The 20,589-nt window shown below is 72.0% G+C and carries 1 protein-coding gene (running past one end of the window); it reads right to left on the bottom strand.

What is annotated here, in order from left to right; all coding sequences use genetic code 11:
* A protein-coding gene (locus ACX9TP_RS19975; protein WP_482981305.1) for a non-ribosomal peptide synthase/polyketide synthase crosses the window boundary here: on the bottom strand, positions 1 to 20,589 show its end. 21,429 nt of this gene lie beyond the right edge of the window; the window shows 20,589 of its 42,018 coding nt (coding positions 21,430-42,018); its start codon lies beyond the right edge, outside the window; the stop codon is at positions 1 to 3.

Genomic DNA, 20,589 nt, shown 5'->3' on the forward strand with positions numbered 1-20,589 from the left:
TCAGGCCGAGCGGATCGTGTCGTCGTCCTGCTGCTCCCGGGGCGGGTCCACCTGCCGCAGCAGCTCCGACAGCCGCTCCGCCAGGACCTGGACGTGCGGGGCCTGGAGCACGCTGTAGTGCGTGCCCGGCACCTCGCGCAGCTCCAGCGAGCCCGCCAGCGCGGCCCAGCCCCTGTCGGGCGAGTCCACCGGCAGCCGCGACTCGCTGGCGCGCAGCACGTCGATGCGGCCCGCGTACGGACGGGGCACGTAGCCCTCCATGGCGCCCACGTTGCTGGCGAAGACCTCGAAGAGGACGCGGAGCTGGGCCAGGCCCACCTCGGGAACGAGCAGCCCTGCCTCGCGGCCCTTCTCCAGGAGGTACTCGAGCACCGCGTCAGGCCCGCGGCCCAGGAGGGCCTCGTCCGGCGCCGCCGCACCCACCGGGATGAGCTGGCCCAGGTCGCTGGCGAACATCGCCGCAACCTGCATGGCGTCCGGCCTCGGTCCACCGTCCGGCACCGGGCTGGGGTCGACGAAGGTGAGCAGCGCCACCTCCTGTCCCCGGGCCTGGAGCTGGCGTGCCATCTCGAAGGCCACCATCGCGCCCATCGACCAGCCACCGAGCTGGTAGGGGCCCTGGGGCTGAACGGTGCGCATGGCCTCGATGTAGCAAGCGGCCATCTCCTCCACCGTGCCCAGCGGAGCCTCCTTCCCATCGAGCCCCTGCGACTGCAGGCCGTAGAAGGGCTGGTCCGGCCCCAGCCGCCGCGCGAGCTCCGCGTAGCCGAGGACGTTGCCACCCACCGGGTGGACGAAGAACAGCGGGCGCCGGCTGCCGCCGCGCTGGATGGGGACGAGCGGCGAGAAGGCCGCCGGCTCCTGACGCCGGAGGAGCGCGGCCAGCTGCTCCACGGTGGGCGCCTGGAACAGCGCGGCCAGGGGCAGTTCGCGCCCGATGCGCTCCCGGATGCGCGCCACGAGCTGCACGGCGAGCAGCGAGTGTCCGCCCAGCTCGAAGAACTGGCTCTTCACGCTGATGGGCTGGACGCCGAGCAGCTCCTCCCAGAGGGTGACCAGCTCGTGCTCGAGCATGTCGCGCGGTGGCACGTAGTCCCGTGCCGCCCCGGCGAAGTCGGGCGCGGGCAGGGCCCTGCGGTCCACCTTGCCGCTGGGGTTCAGGGGCAGGGCGGGCAGCACCACCATGGCGGTGGGCACCATGAACTCGGGCAGCGTCTCGAGCAGCGCGGTGCGCAGCGCGGCCGTGTCCACCCTGGTGCCCTCACGGGCCACGACGTAGGCCACCAGGCGCTTGTCGCCGGGCCGGTCCTCGCGTGCCACCACCACCGTGTCGAGCACCTGCGGCTGCTGGCGCAGGGCGGACTCGATTTCTCCCAGCTCGATGCGCAGGCCGCGCACCTTCACCTGGAAGTCGGCGCGGCCCAGGTACTCCACCGTGCCGTCCAGCCTCCAGCGGGCCACGTCGCCGGTGCGGTACATGCGCGCGCCCGGGGTGGTGCTGAAGGGATTGGGGATGAAGCGCTCGGCCGTCAGCTCCGGCCTTCTCCAGTAGCCACGGCCCACCTGGATGCCGCCGATGAAGAGCTCTCCGGCGACGCCCACCGGCACCGGCTGGCCGGTGCCGTCGAGGATGAGGATTTGCGTGTTGGCCACGGGGCGGCCGATGGGCACGCTTCGGGCCAGCTCGTCGCGGGGGCAGGCGAAGTACGTGACGTCGACGGCGGCCTCGGTGGGGCCGTAGAGGTTGTGCACCTCGGTGGCGGGCAGGCGCTGGTGGGCACGGCGCACCAGCTCGGCGGGCAGGGCCTCGCCGCTGCAGATGAGGCGGCGCAGGTGGGTGAGGCCTTCCAGGCCGGGCTCCTCGACGAAGGCCTGGAGCATGGAGGGCACGAAGTGCACGGTGGTGACGCGCTCGTCGGCCATGAGCTTCGCGAGGTAGGCCGGGTCCTGGTGCCCGCCGGGCTTCGCGAAGACGAGGCGGGCGCCCGTCATGAGGGGCCAGAAGAACTCCCAGACGGAGACGTCGAAGGAGAAGGGCGTCTTCTGAAGCACCGTGTCGGCGGAGGTCAGGCCGTACTCCTGCTGCATCCAGAGGAGGCGGTTGACGATGCCGGTGTGGGCGTTGGTGGCGCCCTTGGGGCGGCCGGTGGAGCCGGAGGTGAAGATGACGTAGGCGAGCGCGTCGGGGCTGGCCTGGGGCGCGGGCAGCTCCGAGGCGGCGGGCACGGAAGAAGCCCAGTCCTCATCGAGGCAGACGGTGCGCGAGGCGTGCGGAGGCAGCACGTCGACGAAGCGCCGGTGGGTGAGGAGCACCGGCGCGGCGGCGTCCTCCAGCATTCCGGCCAGACGCTCGCGCGGGTAGGCCGGGTCGAGCGGGACGTAGGCGGCGCCGGACTTCAGGATGGCCAGCAGTGAGACCATCATGTCGAGCGAGCGCTCCAGGCAGACGCCGACGAGCATCTCCGGGCCGACGCCGAGGTGGCGCAGGAAGGAGGCGAGAGCGTCAGCGCGGGCATCGAGCTGAGCGTAGGTGAGGGCCTGGTCCTCGAAGCGCACGGCCTCGGCGTCGGGCGTGCGGAGCACCTGGGCCTCGATGAGGGAGTGCAGGCAGACGTCGCGCGGGTACGCCTCGGGCTTGCCCTGGAAGTCCACGAGCAGCAGGCGGCGCTCCTCGGAGGTGAGCAGCGTCAGCGACGACAGGCGCGTCTCGGGCCGCGCCACCGCGCCCTCCAGCAGCAACTGGAGGTGCTCCACCATGCGGCGCATGGTGGCCTCGTGGAAGAGGTCGGTGCTGTAGAGCAGCTCACCGGAGAAGCCGTCCGGCGTCTCGGCCAGGTCGAGGTTCAGCTCGAACTTGGCGGCGGCCGCGTCCTCCGAGCTCAGGGGGCGGAGCGACAGGGACGTCAGCGTCATCTCCTCCGAGGGCGTGTTCTGCAGGGAGAACATCGCCTGGAAGAGCGGGCTGCGGCCCAGGTTGCGCGCCGGCTGCAGCTCCTCCACCAGCCTCTCGAAGGGCACGTCCTGGTGCTCGTAGGCGCCCAGCGTCGTCTCCCTCACGGAGGCCAGCAGCTGGCGGAACGTGAGGTGGCCGTTCAGCCGCGCGCGCAGCACCAGCGTGTTGACGAAGAAGCCGATGAGCCCCTCCGTCTCCACCGGGTGGCGGCCAGCGATGGGTGAGCCGACGACGATGTCCTCCTGGCCCGAGTAGCGGGACAGCAGGAGCTGGAAGGAGGCCAGCAGCAGCATGAAGGGCGTGGCGCCCTCGGCCTGGGCGAGGGCCTTGAGGTCCTCGCTCAGCTTGCGCGGCAGGCGCACCGGGACGGTGGCGCCCGCGGCGGAGAGGGCGAGCGGACGCGGCGCGTCCGTGGGGAGCTCCAGGTGCGGCGGCGCGCCGGAGAGCTGCTCCTTCCACCACAGGAGCTGCTTCTGCAGCGCGCCTTCCCGCAGCCACTCGCGCTGCCACAGGGCGTAGTCCGCGTACTGCACCGGCAGCCGGGGCAGTGCCAGGACACGGCCCTGGCTGAAGGCCTCGTACAGGCTGGCCACTTCGCGCACCAGCACGCCCATGGACCAGCCGTCGGAGATGATGTGGTGCAGGTTGAGGAGCAGCACGTGCTGCTCCTCGGCCACGCGCACCAGGGCGACGCGCAGCAGCGGGCCCTCGGCGAGCTGGAAGGGACGCAGGGCGTGCTCGCGCGCCAGGCGACGGACTCCGGCCTCGCGCTCGGACGCGGAGAGGTCGGTCAGGTCCAGGCAGGTGATGTCCACCGGTGCCGACGCGTGGATGACCTGGGTGGGCTGGCCGGCCACCTCGTGGAAGGTGGTGCGCAGCGATTCGTGGCGCTGGACCAGCTTGTCGAAGGCGTGCCGCAGGACGTCCACGTCCAGCTCACCCTCCAGCATCAGCGCGGCCGGCATGTTGTACGTCGGCAGGCCCGGCTGGAGCTGCTCCAGGAACCACAGGCGCTGCTGCGCGAAGGACAGGGGCAGGTGTCCGTCCCTCGTCGCGGGCCGCAGCGGGGGCAGGCCGGTGACGTGGCCCGCCTGCTCGACGCGCAGGGCGAGCTGCTCCACCGTGGGTGCCTCGAAGAGGGCGCGCAGGGGCAGCTCCACCCCGGCCGCCGCGCGCAGGCGCGAGAGCACCTGCGTGGCCAGCAGCGAGTGGCCGCCCAGGCTGAAGAAGTCGTCCGTCCGGCCGACCTTCTCCATGCGAAGCACCTCGGCCCAGACGGAGGCCACCAGCTTCTCCGCCGGGGTGCGCGGCGCCTCGAACTCCCGCGTGGACACGGCGGCCGCGTCCGGCACGGGCAGGGCCTTGCGGTCCACCTTGCCGTTGGGGTTGAGGGGCATGGCGGGCAGCACGACGAAGGCGGCGGGCACCATGTACTCGGGCAGCGCCTGCTTGAGCGTGGCGCGCAGGGCGCCGACGTCGAGCGTGCGGCCCTCGTGGGCGACGACGTAGGCCACCAGGCGCCTGTCGCCGGGCACGTCCTCACGCACCGTCACCACCGTGTCGCGCACGTGCGCGTCGCGCAGCAGCGCGGTTTCCACTTCCCCCAGCTCGATGCGGAAGCCACGCACCTTCACCTGGAAGTCGATGCGGCCCAGGTAGTCCAGCTCGCCGTTGGCCAGCCAGCGCACCTTGTCACCGGTGCGGTAGGCGCGTGCGCCGGGCTCGGTGCTGAAGGGGTCCGGCACGAAGCGCTCAGCGGTGAGGTCGGGCCGGCCGAGGTAGCCGCGGGCGAGGCCCGCGCCGGCCAGGTACAGCTCGCCGGGGACGCCGACGGGTACCGGCTGCAGGCGCGAGTCGAGGACGTAGGCGTGGGTGCCGGGCAGGGGCCGGCCAATGGTGGGAGGACGGGAGGCGTCGCGGGGAGCCGTCGTCCAGGTGGAGTAGGTGGTGTCCTCGGTGGGGCCGTAGAGGTTGTTGACGGCGTCGACGGTGCCCAGCGCGTAGAGGGCATGGACGAGGGGCGCGGGCAGCGGCTCGCCGGCGAGGTTGACGGTGCGCACCGAGGCAGGCAGGGCGCGCTGACGCACCAGCTCCGCCATGGCGGAAGGCACGGTGTTGACGAGCGTCACCTCGGAAGCGGCCGGCAGCGAGGGCAGGGCGAGGGCGTTGTCAGCGAGGTAGACGCGGCCACCGCAGGACAGAGGCGCGAAGAGCTCGAAGACGGAGAGGTCGAAGCAGACGGAGGTGGCGGCGAGGACGCCGGCCAGCTGCGACGGAGTGAAAGTCTCCAGGGCCCAGGAGACGAAGGCGGAGGCGCTGCGGTGGGAGAGGGCGACGCCCTTGGGCCTGCCGGTGGAGCCGGAGGTGTAGAGGACGTAGGCCAGGTGAGAGGGGGAGTTGAGGCAGGGCGGCTGGTGCGTCGGCAGGTGCGCCCAGGACTGCGCCTCATCCAGCAGGAGGGTGGCGGAAGCGCCGAGGCTTTGCAGGGACGTGGCCAGTGAGCGCTGGGTGAGAAGCAGCGGGCTGCGCGAGTCGTGGAAGGACCAGGCGAGGCGCTCCGCGGGGTAGGCCGGGTCGAGGGGCACGTAGGCGCCGCCGGCCTTGAGGATGGCGAGGATGGCGAGGGGAAGCCACTCGTTGCGCTCGAGGCAGAAGGCGACGGGGACCTCGGGGCCGACGCCGAGGCTACGCAGGTGCCAGGCGAGCTGGTTGGCGCGGGAGTCGAGCTGGGCGTAGGTGAGGCGCTGGTGGCCGACGACAAGGGCGGTGGCGTCGGGAGTGCGGACTGCCTGCTGCTCGAAGCGGGAGTGAAGGGCGGAGGAAGAATGGGGCTCGGCGCCGCCGTGGCTCCAGTCACCCAGCAGGCGCTGGCGCTCGGGAGTGGAGAGCATGGGCAGGGCGCTCACGCGCGCCTCGGGGCTCGCGCACAGCGCCTCGAGCAGCACCTGGAAGTGGCCCACCATGCGCTCGGCCGTGGCCGCGTCGAACAGGTCCGTGCAGTACTCCAGCGCACCGGCGAAGGTGTCTCCCGTCTCTTCCAGCGCCAGCGTCAGGTCGAACTTGGCGAGCGTGCCTCCCGGCGCCTCCAGCGGCGACAGGGTGAGCGACGCGAGCCGTGCCGAGGACGCGGGCGTGTTCTGCAAGGAGAACAGCGCCTGGAAGAGCGGGCTGCGGCTCAGGTCGCGCTGCGGCTGCAGCGTCTCCACGAGCTTCTCGAAGGGCAGGTCCTGGTGCTCGTAGGCGCCCAGCGTGGTGTCCCGCACCTGCTGGAGCAGCGCGCGGAAGGACGGCTCACCCGCGAAGCGGGCTCGCAGCACCAGCGTGTTGACGAAGAAGCCGATGAGCCCTTCCAGCTCGGCGTGGCGGCGGCCGGCGATGGGCGAGCCCACGAGCAGGTCGTCCTGGCCGGTGTAGCGGTGCAGGAGCACCTGGAAGGCGGCGAGCAGCACCATGTACGGCGTGGCGCCCTCGCGCTGGGCGAGCAGCCGCACCTGACTGGAGAGGTGCTCGGGCAGACGCAGGGGCACCTGGGCGCCGCGGAAGGACTGCATGGGCGGGCGCGGCTTGTCGGTGGACAGCTCCAGCGCGTGCGGCGCGCCGGAGAGCTGCTCCTTCCACCAGGCGAGCTGCTGCGCCAGGGCCTCGCCCTGGAGCCACTGGCGCTGCCAGGCCGCGTAGTCCGCGTACTGGAGCGGCAGCTCCGCGAGCGGCGCGGGGCCGCCCAGGGCGTGGGACTCGTAGAGCGCGGCCAGCTCGCGCACCAGCACGCTGGTGGACCAGCCGTCCGAGACGATGTGGTGCAGGTTGACGACCAGCACGTGCTCGCTGTCCGTCAGGCGCAGCAGGGTGACGCGCAGCAGCGGTCCACTGGCGAGGTCGAAGGGCCGGAGCGCCTCCTCCTGCACGAGCCGCAGTGCCTCGGCCTCGCGCTGTCCGGCGGGCACGGTGGACAGGTCCACCCGCACCAGCGGCAGCGGCAGGGACGGAGCGATGACCTGGAACGGCTCGCCGCCGTCGGTGTGGAAGGTGGTGCGCAGCGCCTCGTGACGGAGCACGAGCGCCTTCAGGCCCTGCTCCAGGGCGGACACGTCCAGCGGGCCCGTGAGGCGGAGCGCGGAGGGCAGGTTGTAGAGCGGGCTGTCCGGCTCGAGCTGGTCGAGGAACCACAGCCGCTGCTGCGCGAAGGACAGCGGCAGCCGGCCCTCACGCGAGGCGCGGGTGAGCGGCGGCGCCTTCACGCTGGAGGACGCCTGGAGGCGCCCGGCCAGCAGAGCCACGGTGGGCGCCTCGAAGAGGGCGCGCAGCGGCAGCTCCACGTTGAAGGTGGTGCGGATGCGGGAGATGACCTGCGTGGCCAGCAGCGAGTGACCGCCGAGCGCGAAGAAGTCATCCGTCGCGCCCACGCGCTCCAGGCGCAGCACCTGGGCGAGGATGTCCGCCAGGGTGCGCTCGGTGGCGTTGCGCGGAGCGACCCAGGTGTTCTCGTCGACCTGGATGCGCGGCACGGGCAGGGCCTTGCGGTCCACCTTGCCGTTGGACGTCAGGGGCAGGGCCGGCAGCGTCACGAAGGCGGCGGGCACCATGTACTCGGGCAGCCGCTCCTTGAGGAACGCGCGCAGCGCCAGGGTGTCCAGCGTGACGGCGGCGACGACGTAGCCCACCAGGCGCTTGTCGCCGGGCACGTCCTCGCGCAGCACCACGGTGGCCTCGCGCACCTCGGGGTGCAGGGCCAGCGCGGCTTCGACTTCGCCCAGCTCGATGCGGAAGCCGCGCACCTTCACCTGGAGGTCGATGCGGCCCAGGTGCTCCAGCTGGCCGTCCGCGCTCCAGCGCACCTTGTCACCGGTGCGGTAGAGGCGGGCGCCGGGCTCGGTGCTGAACGGGTGGGGGATGAACTTCTCGGCCGTGAGGTCCGCGCGCTCCAGGTAGCCGCGGGCGAGGCCCACGCCTCCCAGGCACAGCTCGCCGGGCACGCCCACGGGCACCGGGCGCAGGTGCTCGTCGAGCACGTACGCCTGCACGTTGGGCAGCGGCCGGCCGATGGACGGCGTGCGCCCATCCGCGGTGCACTCCGCCACCGTGGCGACGACCGTGGCCTCCGTGGGGCCGTAGGTGTTGAGGAACGTGCGCCCCGGCGCCCAGCGCGCGACGAGGTCGGCCGAGCAGGCCTCGCCACCGGAGATGACGGTGCGCAGCGCCGGCAGGCCTTCCGCGGCGGTGGCCGCGAGCACGGCGGGCGTGAGGCTGACGGCGGTGATGCCGTGGCGATTCACCAGCTCGCGCAGCGCGGGGCCGGCCACGACCTGCTCGGGCCGGAGCACCCGCAGGGTGCCGCCCGAGGCCAGCGTGGTGAAGACCTCTTCCACGGACAGGTCGAAGCTCAGGCTTGCGAACTGGAGCACGCGGCTGCCGTGGCCCAGGCCGTAGGCCCGCTGCTCGAAGTGCACCAGGTTGGCGGTGCTCTCGTGGGTGATGAGCACGCCCTTGGGCCTGCCGGTGGAGCCGGAGGTGTAGATGACGTACGCGAGGTTGCCCGACGTGACGCCGGACACCGGCGCGTGCGTGGGCAGGGCCGCGAGGGCATCCGCGCCGGCATCCAGGGCCACGGTGTGGCCGGCGAAGGCGGGCAGGTGCGGCGTGAGGCGCTGCTGGGTGAGCAGCACCGCGGCGCCGCTGTCCTCCAGGAGGAAGGACAGGCGCGCGGACGGCAGGAGCGGGTCCACGGGGACGTAGGCTCCGCCGGCCTTGAGCACGCCGAGGAGCGCCACCACCATCTCCACCGAGCGCTCCACGCACACGGCCACGCGGACCTCGGGGCCAACGCCCAGGGAGCGCAGGTGCCATGCGAGCTGGTTGGCCCGCTGCTCCAGCTCCGCGTAGGTGAGCGCGTGCGAGTCGGACTCCACGGCCACCGTGTCGGGGTGGCGCGCGCTGGTGGCGGCCACCAGCTCATGCAGGCAGGACTGGCGCGGGAAGTCCGCGCGCGTCCCGCTCCACGCGCCCAGCATCTCGTGCCGCTCGGACTCGGTGAGCAGCGACACGTTGGAGAGGCGCGCGTCCGGCGCGGCGACCACGGCCTCCAGCAGGGCCTGGAAGTGGCCGCGCAGGCGTTCCACGGTGGAGGCGTCGAACAGGTCGGTGTTGTACTCCAGCGCGCCCTCGATGCCCGCGGGCGTCTCCACGAAGGAGAAGCTCAGGTCGAACTGGGCGGTGCCGTGCTCCACGGGGAGCGGGCGCAGCGTGACGCCCGGCATCCGCAGCTCCGGCACCGGCGCGTTCTGCAGCACCATCATCACCTGGAACAGCGGCGAGCGGCTCAGGTCGCGCTCCGGCTGGAGCTGCTCGACGAGCTTCTCGAAGGGCACGTCCTGGTGGGCGAAGGCGCCCAGCGTGGTCTGCCGCACGCGGCCGAGCAGCTCGCGGAAGGTCGGGTCACCGGACAGCTTCGTGCGCAGCACCAGGGTGTTGACGAAGAAGCCGATGAGGCCCTCGACCTCGGCATGGCGGCGGCCGGCGATGGGCGAGCCCACGCAGACGTCGTCCTGGCCGGAGTAGCGGGCCAGCACCACCTGGAACGCGGCGAGCAGCACCATGAAGGGCGTGGCGCCCTCGCGCTGGCCGAGCGCCACCACCGCCTGGGACAGCGCGGACGGCAGCTTCATCGTCAGCGTGTCGCCGCGGTGGCTCTGCACGGCCGGACGGGGCCGGTCGGTGGGCAGCTCCAGCGCGCGCGGTGCGCCGTCGAGCTGCTGGCGCCACCAATCCACCTGGGCGTCGAGAACGTCGCCCTGGAGCCAGCCGCGCTGCCACACGGCGTAGTCGGCGTACTGCACGGGCAGCTCGGGCAGCGGCGAGGGCTGGCCCGTGGTGGCCGCCTCGTAGAGTGCGGCCAGCTCGCGCACCAGCACACCCATGGACCAGCCGTCCGAGATGATGTGGTGCATCGTCAGCAGCAGCACGTGCACCCGGTCCTCCAGCTGGAGCAGCGTGGCGCGCAGCAGCGGCCCGCGGCTCAGGTCGAACGGATGCCGGGCGTCCTCGGAGGCGAGGCGTCGCACCTCGCTCTCGAGCGTCCCGGGCGGCAGCTCACGCAGGTCCACGGCCGCGAACGGCAGCGTCATGGGCGGGAGGATTTCCTGCACGGGCAGGTCATCCACCGTGCGGAACACGGTGCGCACCGCCTCGTGCCGGCGGATGAGCTCGTTGAAGCTCTGCTCCAGCGCGGCCACGTCCAGGTCGCCCTCCAGCCGGACCGGAGCGGCGACGTTGTAGAACGGGTTGCCGGGCTCGAGCTGGTCGAGGAACCACAGACGCTGCTGGGCGAAGGAGAGCGGCAGGCGCTGGGTACGGGACGCGGGCACCAGCGCCGGAGCCTGGGGCGCGGAGATTCCGGAGGAGGCGGCCGCGTCCACGCGAGCGGCGAGTGCGGAGAGGACGGGGGTGGAGAACAGCTCTGCCAGCGGCAGCTCGATGCGGAAGGCGGCGCGCAGGCGGGAGATGAGCTGGGTGGCCAGCAGGGAGTGGCCGCCCAGCTCGAAGAAGTCGTCGGTGGCGCCGATGCGCTGGACACCGAGCAGCTCGGTCCACAGCGCGGCCAGGTGCAGCTCGGTCGGAGTGGAGGGAGCGATGAACTCGGCGAGGTCGCTGCGCGAGCCGTCCGGGGAGGGCAGGGCCTTGCGGTCCACCTTGCCGTTGGAGGACAGCGGCAGCGCGTCCATGGGGACGAAGGCGGCCGGCAGCATGTAATCGGGGAGATGCTGCTTGAGGAACGTGCGCAGGGTGGAGGAGTCGGGCAGCGCCGCGTTTTCCTGGGCGGTGGCGTAGGCGACGAGGCGCTTGTCGCCAGGGACGTCCTCGCGCACCACGACGACGACTTCGCGCACGGACGAATGGCGGGCAATGGCCGCTTCGACTTCGCCCAGCTCGATGCGGAAGCCGCGCACCTTCACCTGCGAGTCGCGACGGCCGAAGAACTCCAGCGTGCCGTCTTCCTTCCACCGCGCGATGTCGCCGGTGCGGTACAGGCGCGCGCCGGGCTCGGTGCTCAGCGGATGCGGAACGAACTTCTCCGCCGTCAGCTCAGGCCGACGCAGGTAGCCCCACGCGAGGCCATCGCCGCCGATGAAGAGCTCACCGGGCACGCCCACGGGCACCGGCTGCATCTGCGCATCCAGCAGGAACACCTGGGTGTTGGAGATGGGCTTGCCGATGGAGACCGAAGTGCCCACCTGAGCGACGTCGTCCATGACGTAGCAGGCGGAGAAGGTGGTGCCTTCAGTGGGGCCGTAGCCGTTGATGAGGCGGCGGCCCCGAGACAGGCGCTCCTTCACGCGGCCCGGGGGCAGGATGTCGCCACCGGCGAGCAGTTGCTCCACGCCATCCAGCGCGGGCAGGTGCAAGGCAGCCATCTGGTCGAAGAGAGCGGCCGTCAGCCAGGCGGTGGTGATGCGGCGCGAGGAGATGAAGGAAGCCAGCTCTTCGAGAGAAGGCGTGCGGTTGGGGAAGAGGACGAGCCGCGAGCCATGAAGCAGCGCGCCCCAGACTTCGAAGGTGGAGGCGTCGAAGGAGATGGGGGCGAACTGGAGGAAGGAGTGCTGGGGTCCGAAGGAAGCGAAGTCGGAGCCGCACAGCAGACGGACGATGGCGCGGTGAGGCACGCAAACGCCCTTGGGCCGGCCGGTGGAGCCGGAGGTGAACATGACGTACGCCAGAGACTCGGGACGCACGTACGCATCCAGCGCAGTAGCCGGCTGACGGGTGATGGCCCTCTCGTCGGCGTCGACGCAGACGAGCATGAGGCCCTGGGCGGGCAGCTCATCTGCGAGGGCGTCGGAGGTGACGAGGACGGCGGCGCCGGACTCGGCGAGCATGAAGGACAGGCGCTCGGGCGGGTACGCCGGGTCGAGCGGGAGGTACGCAGCCCCGGCCTTGAGGATGGCGAGGGTGGCGACGACCATGTCGAGGGAGCGGCCGAGGCACAGGGCGACGATGGAGCCCGGAGAGACACCGGAAGCGTGCAGGTGACGGGCGAGCTGGTTGGCGCGCTCGTCGAGCTGGCGGTAGGTGAGGGTGCCTTCGTCGGACTCGAGCGCGAGAGCGTCGGGAGTGCGAGCGGCCTGCTCCGCGAAGAGCTGGTGGACGGACGCGTCGCGTGCGTAGGGCACACGGGTGGCGTTGAAGTCGGCCACGACGCGGTTGCGCTCCTGGGCCGAGAGCATGGGCAGCTCGGACAGGCGGCGCTGGGGCGCGGAGACGGCGTTCTCCAGCAGGGTGCGCAGGTGGCTGAACAGTCGCTCCACCGTGGAGGCGTCGAACAGGTCGGTGTTGTACTCCAACGTACCGGCCAGCCCGTCGGGCGTGTCCGTCACGGACAGGCTCATGTCGAACTGCGACGTGCGCCGCTCGACCTCGAGGGCCCGGATGGTCAGGTCGGGGAGGACGACCTCGGCCGCCGGAGAGTTCTGGAGCGACAGCACCACCTGGAACAGCGGCGAGTGGCTCAGGCTGCGCTCGGGCTGCAGCTCCTCGACGAGCTTCTCGAAGGGCACGTCCTGGTGGGCGAAGGCGCCCAGCGTGGTCTGCCGCACGCGGCCGAGCAGCTCACGGAACGTCGGGTCACCCGACAGCTTCGTGCGCATCACAAGGCTGTTGATGAAGAAGCCAATCAGCCCTTCCAGCTCGGAGTGACGGCGGCCGGCGATGGGGGAGCCCACGCAGACGTCGTCCTGGCCGGAGTACCTCGCGAGCACCACCTGGTAGGCGGCCAGGAGCACCATGAACGGGGTGACGCCCTCGCGCTGGGCGAAGGTGGTGATGCTGTCGGTCAGCTCGCGCGACAGGCCCACGCGGAGGCTGGAGCCCCGGTAGCTCTGTGCGGCCGGGCGGGGCCGGTCGGTGGGCAGCTCCAGCAGGCTCGGCGCGCCTTCGAGCTGCTGGCGCCACCAGTCCACCTGGGACGCCAGCACGTCGCCCTGCAGCCATCCGCGCTGCCACACAGCGTAGTCGGCGTACTGCACGGGCAGGGCCGGCAGCACGGGCGACTGGCCGGTGCGGAACGCCTCGTAGAGGGCGGCCATCTCGCGAATCAGCACGCCCAGGGACCATCCGTCCGAGGCGATGTGGTGCAGGGTCAGCAGCAGCACCTGCGAGCGGTCCTCGAGCCGGAGCAGCGTGGCGCGCAGGAGCGTGTCACGCGACAGGTCGAAGGGCCGCAGCGCTTCCTGCATGGCGAGGCGCTGGGCCTCGGCCTCGCGAGCCCCTGCGGGCAGCTCGCGCAGGTCCACGACGGTGAGCGGCTGCTCGGGGACGGGCTGAATCACCTGCGCGGGGCTGGAGCCCTCTTCCGTGCGGAACACGGTGCGCACCGCCTCGTGACGCTGGAACAGCTCACGGAAGGTGCGGTGCAGCGCGTCCACGTCCACCGGGCCCTCGAATCGCAGGGCCGCGGGCACGTTGTAGAACGGGTTGCCGGGCTCGAGCTGGTCGAGGAACCACAGGCGCTGCTGAGCGAAGGAGAGCGGCAGTCGCTGGGTGCGAGGCGCGGGCACCAGCGCCGGAGCCTGGGGAGCGGAGATGCCGGAGGCGGCGGCCGCGTCCACGCGCGCAGCGAGTGCGGAGAGGACGGGGGTGGAGAACAGCTCTGCCAGCGGCAGCTCGATGCGGAAGGCGGCGCGCAGGCGGGAGATGAGCTGGGTGGCCAGCAGGGAGTGGCCGCCCAGCTCGAAGAAGTCGTCGGTGGCGCCGATGCGCTGGACACCGAGCAGCTCGGTCCACAGCGCGGCCAGGTGCAGCTCGGTCGGAGTGGAGGGAGCGATGAACTCGGCGAGGTCGCTGCGCGAGCCGTCCGGAGAAGGCAGGGCCTTGCGGTCCACCTTGCCGTTGGAGGTGACGGGAATGGCCTCCATCGGAACGAAGGCGGCCGGCAGCATGTAGTCAGGGAGGTGCTGCTTGAGGAACGTGCGCAGGGTGGATGCATCAGCCAGCGTCGCGTCCTCCTGGGCCACGAGGTACGCCACCAGACGCTTGTCACCAGGGACGTCCTCGCGCACCACGACGACGACTTCGCGCACGGAGGAGTGGCGGGCAATGGCCGCTTCGACTTCGCCCAGCTCGATGCGGAAGCCACGCACCTTCACCTGCGAGTCACGACGGCCGAAGAACTCCAGCGTGCCGTCTTCGCGCCAGCGGGCAATGTCGCCGGTGCGGTACAGGCGCGCGCCGGGCTCGGTGCTCAGCGGGTGCGGAACGAACTTCTCCGCCGTCAGCTCGGGCCGACGCAGGTAGCCCCACGCGAGGCCGTCGCCGCCGATGAAGAGCTCACCGGGCACGCCCACGGGCACCGGCTGCATCTGCGCATCCAGCAGGAACACCTGGGTGTTGGAGATGGGCTTGCCGATAGAGACCGACGTCCCCACCTGGGCGACATCGTCCATGACGTAGCAGGCAGAGAAGGTGGTGCCCTCGGTGGGGCCGTAGCCGTTGATGAGGCGGCGGCCCCGAGACAGGCGCTCCTTCACGCGGCCCGGGGGCAGGATGTCGCCACCGGCCAGCAGTTGCTCCACGCCATCCAGCGCAGGCAGGTGAGAAGCGGCCATCTGGTCGAAGAGAGCGGCCGTCAGCCAGGCGGTGGTGATGCGACGAGAGGAGATGAAGGAAGCCAGCTCTTCGAGAGAAGGCGTGCGGTTGGGGAAGAGGACGAGCCGCGAGCCATGAAGCAGCGCGCCCCAGACTTCGAAGGTGGAGGCGTCGAAGGAGATGGGGGCGAACTGGAGGAAGGAGTGCTGGGGCCCGAAGGAGGCGAAGTCGGAGCCGCAGACGAGGCGGACGATGGCGCGGTGAGGCACGCAAACGCCCTTGGGCCGGCCGGTGGAGCCGGAGGTGAACATGACGTACGCCAGCGACTCGGGACGCACGTACGCATCCAGCGCAGTAGTCGGCTGACGGGTAATGGCGCGCTCATCGGCGTCGACGCAGACGAGCATGAGGCCCTGGGCGGGCAGCTCATCAGCGAGGGCGTCGGAGGTGACGAGGACGGCGGCGCCGGACTCGGCGAGCATGAAGGACAGACGCTCGGGCGGGTACGACGGGTCGAGCGGGAGGTACGCAGCCCCGGCCTTGAGGATGGCGAGGGTGGCGACGACCATGTCGAGAGAGCGGCCGAGGCACAGGGCGACGATGGAGCCCGGGGAGACGCCGGAGGCGTGCAGGTGACGGGCGAGCTGGTTGGAGCGCTCGTCGAGCTGGCGGTAGGTGAGGGTGCCTTCGTCGGACTCGAGCGCGAGGGCGTCGGGAGTGCGGGCAGCCTGCTCCGCGAAGAGCTGATGGACGGACGCGTCGCGTGCGTAGGGCACACGGGTGGCGTTGAAGTCGGCCACGACGCGGTTGCGCTCCTGGGCCGAGAGCATGGGCAGCTCGGACAGGCGGCGCTGGGGCGCGGAGACAGCGTTCTCCAGCAGGGTGCGCAGGTGGTCGAACAGCCGCGTCACCGTGGAGTCGTCGAACAGGTCGGTGTTGTACTCCATCGTGCAGGAGTACCCGTCCGAGGTCTCTGCCACCGACAGGCTCATGTCGAACTGCGACGTGCGGCGCTCCAGCGGCAGCGGGCGTAGCGTCAGCCCGGGGAGCGACAGCTCCGGGATGGGCGTGTTCTGGAACGTGAGCATCACCTGGAACAGCGGTGAGCGGCTCAGGTCACGCTCGAGGTCCAGCTCCTCGACGATCTTCTCGAAGGGCACGTCCTGGTGCGCATAGGCGCCCAGGGTCGTCTCGCGCACCCGGCCCAGCAGCTCCAGGAACGTCGGGTCACCCGAGAGCTTCGTGCGCAGCGCGAGGCTGTTGATGAAGAAGCCGACGAGGCCTTCCACCTCGGCGCGGTTGCGGCCGGCGATGGGCGTGCCGACGACGATGTCGTCCTGGCCCGAGTACCGCGACAGCACGAGCTGCCACGCGGCGAGCATCACCATGAAGGGCGTGACGCCCTCCTGGCGCGCAAGTTCCTGGATGGCTCCGGTCAGCTCGCGCGGGTAGCGCACTGTCTCCAGCGTCCCGCGGAAGGTCTGCGCGGGAGGACGCGGCCTGTCCGTGGGCATCTCCAGCGCGCGCGGCGCGCCTTCGAGCTGCTCACGCCACCAGCCGAGCTGCGACTCCAGCACCTCGCCGTGCAGCCAGCCGCGCTGCCACAGCGCGTAGTCCGCGTACTGCACGGGCAGCGGAGCCAGCGGCGAGGGCTGGCCGGTGCGGAACGACTCGTAGAGGGCGGCCATCTCCCGCACCAGCACGCCCATGGACCAGCCGTCCGACGCGATGTGGTGCATGGTGATGAGCAGCACGTGCACGCGCTCCTCCACCCGCAGCAGGGTGGCGCGCAGCAGCGGGCCCTTCACCAGGTCGAACGGACGCAGCGCCTCCTCCACGGCGAAGCGCTGGGCCTCGGCCTCGCGCGTGGCGGCGGGCTGCTCGCGCAGGTCCACCACGGTGAGCGGCTGCTCGGGAACGGGGTGGATGACCTGGACGGGGCCGGCGCCTCGCACCTCGAAGGTGGTGCGCACGGCCTCGTGGCGCTGGAACAGCGCGCGGAACGTGCTCCGCAGGGCCTCCAGCTCCACCGGGCCCTCGAACCGCAGGGCCACGGGGATGTTGTAGAACGGCGTGCCCGGCTCGAGCTGGTCGAGGAACCACAGGCGCTGCTGCGCGAACGACAGCGGCGTCTGCTCGGGGCGGGGCTGCGGCACCAGCGCCGGAGCCTTCGGGGCCGAGCGGCCCTCGCGCACGACGGCGTCCAGCTTCGCGGCCAGCGCCGCCAGCGTGGTGGACTCGAACAGCTCGCGCAGCGGCAGCTCCACGTCCAGCGTGGCGCGGATGCGCGAGAGCGCCTGGGTGGCCAGCAGCGAGTGGCCGCCCAGCTCGAAGAAGTCGTCCTGCGCGCCGACGCGCGGCACGCCGAGCACCTCCATCCACACCTGGGCCAGCAGCTCCTCGGTGGGAGTGCGCGGGGCCACGTACTCGCGCTGCGACACCAGCAGGCCCTCCGGCGTGGGCAGGGCCTTGCGGTCCACCTTGCCGTTGGGCGTGAGCGGGAAGGCGTCCAGGGCCACGAAGGCCGAGGGCACCATGTACTCGGGCAGCGCGTCCGCGAGGAACTCGCGCAGCGAGGACACCTGGAGCGCCTGGCCCTGCTTCGGCGTGGCGTAGGCCACCAGGTGCTTGCGGCCCGGGGCGGGCTCGCGCACCACGACGACAGACTCGCGCACGGCCGGGTGGGTGGCCAGCACGGCCTCGACTTCACCCAGCTCGATGCGGAAGCCGCGCACCTTCACCTGCGAGTCGCGGCGGCCCACGAACTCGAGCTGCCCGTCCGCGCGCCAGCGCACGACGTCGCCCGTGCGGTACAGGCGGCGGCCCGGCTCGGTGGAGAAGGGCGACGGCACGAAGCTCGTGGCCGTCAGCTCGGGCATGTCCAGGTAGCCGCGGCCCACGGCCACGCCGCCGATGAACAGCTCGCCGGCCACGCCCGCGGGCACCGGCTCCATCCGCGCGTCCAGCACGTAGAGGGGCACGTTGGGGTACGGGCGTCCCAGCGTCGGACGGCCCGAGCCCGGAGCGCACACGGCGCTGGACGCGGTGATGCTGGCCTCGGTGGGGCCGTAGCAGCTCACGAAGCGGCGGCCGGCGGCCCAGCGGTCCATCAGCTCCGCGCTGCACGGCTCCGCGCCGGTGATGACGGTGCGCAGCTCGGGCAGCTCCGGCTCCGGCAGCACCGCGAGCACGGAGGGCACCAGCACGACGGCGTGCACGTGGCGCTCACGCAGCACGCTCACCAGGTCCGGGCCGGGTAGCAGCGCGTCGCGCGAGGCCAGCACCAGCGTGCCGCCTCCCGCGAGCGTGCCGAACAGCTCCAGCATGGACACGTCGAAGCCGATGGACGTCATCGGCAACAGTCGAGTGCCGGGCTGGACGCCGAAGTCCTCCACCGTGTGGCGCAGCGTGTTCGCCGCGCCCCGGTGTTCCACCAGCGTCGCCTTGGGCTGGCCGGTGGAGCCGGAGGTGAAGATGACGTAGGCGAGGTGCTCGGGCGTGGCCAGCGCGGGCGGCGCCTGGACGGGCAGCCGCGCGAGGGAGGCGGACTCGGACTCCAGGCACACCACGCTCGCGTCCGTCGCGGGCAGCGCGGAGCGCAGGGCCTCCGACGTGAGCAGCACCGCCACCGGCGCGGTGGCGAGCATCGTGGCCACGCGCTCACGCGGGTAGCCCGTCGCCAGCGGCACGTAGGTGCCTCCGGACTTGAGGATGGCGAGCACGCCGATGACCCACTCGGCGGAGCGCTCCAGGTGCAGGCCCACGCGCACCTCGGGCCTCACGCCCAGCGAGCGCAGGTGCCACGCGAGCTGGTTGGCGCGCTGCTCCAGCTCCCGGTAGCTCAGCGAGCTTCCATCCTCGGACTCCACGGCCACGCCGTCGGGCGTGCGCGCCGCCTGCTCCTCGAAGAGCGTGTGCAGGCACTGCGCGGACCACTCGGTGCGAGGCGCGTTCCACTCCACCAGGAGCTGCTGGCGCTCCTCGGTGGACAGCAGCGACACCTCCCACAGCGCCTGGCCGGCGCGGGCGACGATTCCCTCCAGCGCGGTGCGCCAGTGCGACAGCAGCCGGTCGATGGTGGCCGCGTCGAAGCGCTCGGGCGCGTAGGAGAGCTTGAGCAGCATCTCCTGGCCCGGGTGGGTGATGGCGGTGAGCGGGAAGTTGGTGCGCTCGAAGGCGCGCACGTCCCGGATGTCCATGCTGCGCGCCTGCTGGCGCAGCGACGTGTCCACCGGGTAGTTCTCGAAGATGAGCAGGCTCTCGAAGAGCGGGGTGCCGCGCGGCACGCTGCTCCAGCCCTGCACGCGCACCAGGGGCGTGTGCTCGAACTGGCCGGCTGCGACCTGACGGGCCTGGAGCGTCTGGAGCCACGAGACGACGGGCTCCGACTCCGGCAGGCGCACGCGCAGCGGCAGCGAGTTGATGAACAGGCCCACCATGCCCTCGATGCCGGGCAGCTCCGGCGGGCGGCCGGCGACGGTGGTGCCGAAGACGACGTCCTGCTCACCGCTGGCACGGCCGAGCACGAGGGCCCAGGCCGCCTGCACCAGCGTGTTGAGGGTGACCTGGTGCTCGCGGGCGAAGGCCTGGAGCGCCGAGGAGGCGGTGGCCGTCAAGGTGAGCTGTCGCTCCTCCAGGCCGCGCACCTCGGCCTCGGCCAGGCCCGGGCGACGGTCGCCAGGCAGCGGGGTGGGCGCGGTGAAGCCCTGGAGGGCCTCGCGCCACCAGGACTCGGCGCGCGCCTCGTCCTGCTGTTGCAGCCACGCGATGTAGTCGCGGAAGCCGGGGGCGGTGGGCAGTCGGGGCTCGGTGCCGGCGACGGCGGCCTCGTAGACGGCGAACAGCGACGGCAGCATGACGCCGAGGCTCCACCCGTCGAGCAGCACGTGGTGGTAGCTCCAGACAATCTGCCAGACGGAGTCGTCCAGGCGCATCAGCGCCAGGCGCATCAGCGGGGGGCGTGACAGGTCGAAGCCCTGGGCGCGGTCCTCGCGCAGGAAGGCCTCCACCTGCTCATGCTGGGCCTCGGGGCTCAGCCCGCGCCAGTCGAGCTGCCGCCAGGGCAGCTCCACGCGCGAGTGCACCACCTGGAGCGGCTCGGCCAGCCCTTCCTTCTCCCAGAGGAACGACGTGCGCAGCGCGGGCGTGCGCGCCACCAGCGTCTCCCAGGCGTGACGGAAGGCGTCGACGTTCAGGGGCGAGTGCACGCGGAACGCGAGCTGCTCGAAGTAGACGCCGGAGGAGGGAGAGAGCAGGGCGTGGAAGAGCATGCCCTGCTGCATGGGAGAGAGCGGGTAGAGGTCTTCCGGCTTGGGGAAGCGCTCCAGCACGCGCTGGAGGCGGGGCGCGTCCAGGCGCGCGAGGGGGAAGTCGGAAGGCGTGAAGCGCGCGGCGTCGTCGGAGTGACGCTGCTCCACGAGGGCGCGCAGCGACTGCACGAAGCCCCTGGCGAGCGACTCGACGGTGGCGCGCGAGTGCAGCGCCTCGCTGTAGCTCAGGGTGACTTCGAGCTGACCGCCGAGGACGTGGGTGTTGGCCTCCAGCAGGTAGCGGCGCTCGCCCTGGTCCCCATGGAAGGGACCGGCGGGGTCCGTCATCAGGCCGAACAGCTCCGTGCCGGTGGTGCCGGCATCGACCTGACCGAGGTAGTTGAAGCTGACCTGGGCCGGAGCCAGCGCGCGCAGGCGCTCGGAGGCCTCGGGGTTCAGGTAGCGCAGCAGTCCGTGGGCCAGGCCACGGGCGGACCGCTGGCGCACGGTGTCTCGGTTGGCACGCAGCGCATCGCCCAGGCTCCGGCCCTCGGAAGGCGTCTGGAGGGCGACGGGGACGATGGAGGTGAACCAGCCGACGGTGCGAGACAGGTCCACGTCATCGAAGGCGTGCTCGCGGCCGTGGCCTTCGAGGTCGATGAGCACCTGCGACTGGCCGGACCACTGGCCCAGGGCCTGGGCCAGCGCGGTGAGCAGCACGTCGTTGATGTGCGCGCGCCAGGCGGCGGGCGTCTCCTGGAGCAGGAGCCGGGTCTCCTCGGCGCTCAGGCGCATCGAGACGGTGCGCGCGGA

The organism is Pyxidicoccus sp. M15, assembly GCF_056858435.1.